Annotated in this window: 3 protein-coding genes; 2 read left to right on the top strand and 1 reads right to left on the bottom strand. The window is 76.4% G+C overall.

Translation table 11 applies throughout. The features are described 5' to 3' along the window. Nucleotides 1-675: MFS transporter (locus JNW98_RS34570; RefSeq protein ID WP_223772240.1), on the top strand; the 675-nt coding region annotated here is incomplete at its 5' end. Nucleotides 676-942: 267 nt separating this feature from the next. Here the strand turns inward: JNW98_RS34570 and JNW98_RS34565 are convergent. Beyond that, the gene (locus JNW98_RS34565) at nucleotides 943-2,166 is read right to left on the bottom strand and encodes an ROK family protein (protein WP_223772239.1); all 1,224 of its coding nucleotides are present in this window, start codon (nucleotides 2,164-2,166) and stop codon (nucleotides 943-945) included. A gap of 17 nt (nucleotides 2,167-2,183) precedes the next feature. Between JNW98_RS34565 and JNW98_RS34560 the strand changes: the two genes are divergently transcribed. Next, on the top strand, nucleotides 2,184-3,210 hold a 1,027-nt coding region (locus JNW98_RS34560), incomplete at its 3' end, for an MFS transporter (RefSeq protein ID WP_223772238.1).

Raw genomic sequence — 3,210 nt, 5'->3', positions numbered from 1 at the left:
CCGGCGGGGCAGGCCGATCCGGTCGGCCCGGACGCCTTGAGCGCCCCGGACGACCGCTCCCGTCCCCGCTCCTCCGCCGTGGCCGTCGGCCTGGCGCTGATCACCCTCCTCGTCACCGCCCACTTCGCCGCCTACACCTACGTCCGGCCGGTCCTGGAGGAGCGCACCGGGCTGTCGTCCGGGACCGTCGCCCTGCTCCTGCTGGTCTACGGCGGCTTCGGCCTGGCCGGCAACTTCGCCGCCGGTGCCGCGGCGGCACGCCGTGCCCGGGCCACGGTCCTGGTTCTGGCGGCGGGGATCTCGGTGGCGATCGCGCTGCTGGCGCTCCTCGGCGGCAGCGCGGGAGCCACCGGCGTGGGCATCGCCCTGTGGGGACTGGCCTACGGCGGGCTTTCGGTGGCCGGGCAGATCTGGATGACCCGGTCCGCGCCCCACCGCGTCGAGCAGATCACCGGTGTGTACGTGGGCGTCTTCACCGCCGCCATAGCCCTGGGGGCGTTCCTCGGCGGCACGGTCGTGGAGGCGGCCGGCATCACGCCGCTGCTGTGGGGCGCCGCCGCGCTGGCCACCGCGGCGCTCGCCGTCGGCCTCCTCGGCCGGGCCGGACCCGAACGGGCCCGCCGCGCGGGGAACACGGCCGGGCGGACCGCCGATCCGGCCGCGCCCCGGCCGTAGCGCCCGGTCCGGGTGGACGGTGGCATGCCGGGGCGCGAGGACCATTGCGGTGGTCCTCACGATCCGTGACGCCCCGTGCGGCGAACTCGCCATGACCGGCGTTCGGCGGACTCGCCGCGACTGCCGTCTGCCCTCTCTCGGCGGACTCGCCGCGGCTGCCCGCCCCCGGCGAGTTCGCCGCGTTCACCGCTCGGCGAGTTCGCCGCGCTCCCCGCTCGGCGAGTCCACCGCGTTCACCGCCCGGCGAAGCCGAATTCCGCCGGCCCTTCAGCCCAGCACCCCCAGCGGATCGTCCAGGACCGGCTGCCACGCCGCCTCCGCCGCGCCGACGAGGCTGTTGTGGTCGAGGGTGGCGGGGAGGATGGGGACGCTGCCGCTGCGGCCCCAGAGGCTGCGGTCGGCGACGACGGCGCGGAGGCGGTCGGGGTCGGCGGCGAGGAGTTCGCGGTGGAGACCGCCGAGGACGATGCGGTCGGGGTTGAGGATGTTGACGAGGCCGGCGAGGCCCAGGCCCAGGCGGTCGGCGATCAGCTCGGCGGCGTCCCGGACGGACGGGTCGTCGTACGCGGTCCTGAGCAGCTCGGTGGCCTGGTGCAGCAGGGAGCTGTCCGGGCCCGGCGTCCGGCCGGCGGCGGTGAGGAAGGCCGCCGGGTCGGCCTCGACGTCGAGGCAGCCGCGGCTGCCGCAGTGGCAGGGCAGCCCGGCCGGGTTGACCGTCAGGTGGCCGACCTCCAGGGCCAGGCCCGAACTCCCGCTGTGCAGGCGCCCGTCGAGCACCAGCGCACCGCCGACGCCGCGGTGGCCGGTGGCCACGCACAGCAGGTGGCGGGCGCCGCGGCCGGCGCCGTGGCGGTGTTCGGCCAGGGCGGCGAGGTTGACGTCGTTGCCGGCCATGCCGGGGACGGGGACGCCGCCCGGGCCGAGGACGCCCGCCTTGGCCAGGGCCTCGGTGAACAGCGTGCGGACCGGCGCCCCGGCGGGCCAGGAGAGGTGCAGCGGGTTGAGGGCGGTGCCCTCCGGCTCGGCCACCGCCGAAGGGACGGCGAGCCCGGCGCCCAGGCAGCGCCGGCCGGTCTCGCGCAGCAGCCCGGCGCCCGCCGCCACGACGGCGTCGATGATGCGCGCGGGGTCGGCGGGGACCGTCATGCAGCCGGGCGCCGTGGCGACCATCCGCCCGCCGAGGCCGACGAGCGCGGCCCGGAAGCCGTCCGCGTGGATCTGCGCCGCCAGGACGACGGGACCGTCGGGCGCGACGGACAGCCGGTGGGAGGGGCGACCCTGCGACCCGGTGGACGCCGTCGGGCGGGCGTCCACCCGGATCAGACCGAGCGCCTCCAGCTCCGCGGCGACCGCGCCGGCGGTGGCGCGGGTCACGCCGAGTTCGGCGGTGAGGACGGCGCGGGTGGGGGCGCGTCCGGTGTGGACGAGCTCCAGGGCGGGGCCGAGGGCGGCCCGGCCGCGCTCCAAACGTGTTGTCCGAGTCTGGGTCACACCCCTATTCTGACTTTGTGCCGACGCTAAACAAAATACGGACGGCCTTTCGGGGGAGTGCCGGGGACCAGCGTGTCACCTCCACCGATCCGTCGCTCCGCCGCCTCCGTACCGCCCTCACCGTCTTCTTCGCCCTCGACGGCTTCCTCTTCGCCGGCTGGGTGGTCCGCATCCCGTCGATCAAGGAACGCACCGGCGCCTCCGCCGGCGCGCTCGGCCTCGCCCTGCTGGGCGTCTCGGCCGGCGCCGTCGCCGTCATGATGCTCACCGGGCGGCTGTGCCGGCGCTTCGGCAGCCACCCGGTCACCGTCGTCACGGCGGCCGTGCTGGCCCTCGGCATCGCGCTGCCGCCCTTCGCCCGGTCCGCGACCGCCCTCGGCCTCGTCCTCCTCGTCTTCGGCGCCGCCTACGGCGGCATCAACGTCGCCATGAACAGCGCCGCCGTCGACCTCGTCACCGCCCTCCGCCGGCCCGTGATGCCCAGCTTCCACGCCGCCTACAGCGTCGGCGGCATGCTCGGCGCCGGGCTCGGGGGGCTGGTCGCCGGGCGGCTCGCGGTGACCCACCACCTGCTCCTGCTGACCGCCGTCGGCCTCGTCGTCACCGTCTTCGCCGGGCGGGTGCTGCTCGCCCATCCGGCGCCCCGGCCGCCCGAGGCGATCCCCGCGGACGACGTGTCGCACACGTCGCGGCGGTCCGCGGCTCCCGTGCGCGGGCGCGGCGTCGTCGTCCTCTTCGGTCTGATCGCTCTCTGCTCCTCGTACGGCGAGGGGGCGCTCGCCGACTGGGGCGCTCTCCACCTCCGGCAGGACGTCGGAGTGGGGGCCGGGACCGCGGCCGTCGGGTACTCCGTGTTCGCGCTCGCGATGACCGTGGGGCGGCTGTCCGGTACCGCCCTGCTCGAACGGCTCGGCCAGACGCGGACGCTCGTCTTCGGTGGGGCGACGGCCGCCGCCGGCATGCTCCTCGCCTCTCTCGTGCCGGAGCTGTGGGCGGTCTTCCTCGGTTTCGCCCTGACCGGGCTCGGCCTCGCCAACATCTTTC

The organism is Streptomyces huiliensis (genome assembly GCF_020037025.1).
Lineage (GTDB): Bacteria > Actinomycetota > Actinomycetes > Streptomycetales > Streptomycetaceae > Streptomyces > Streptomyces huiliensis.
Note: the sequence above shows the minus strand (reverse complement) of the source record. Positions and strands in the feature narration are given on the sequence as shown.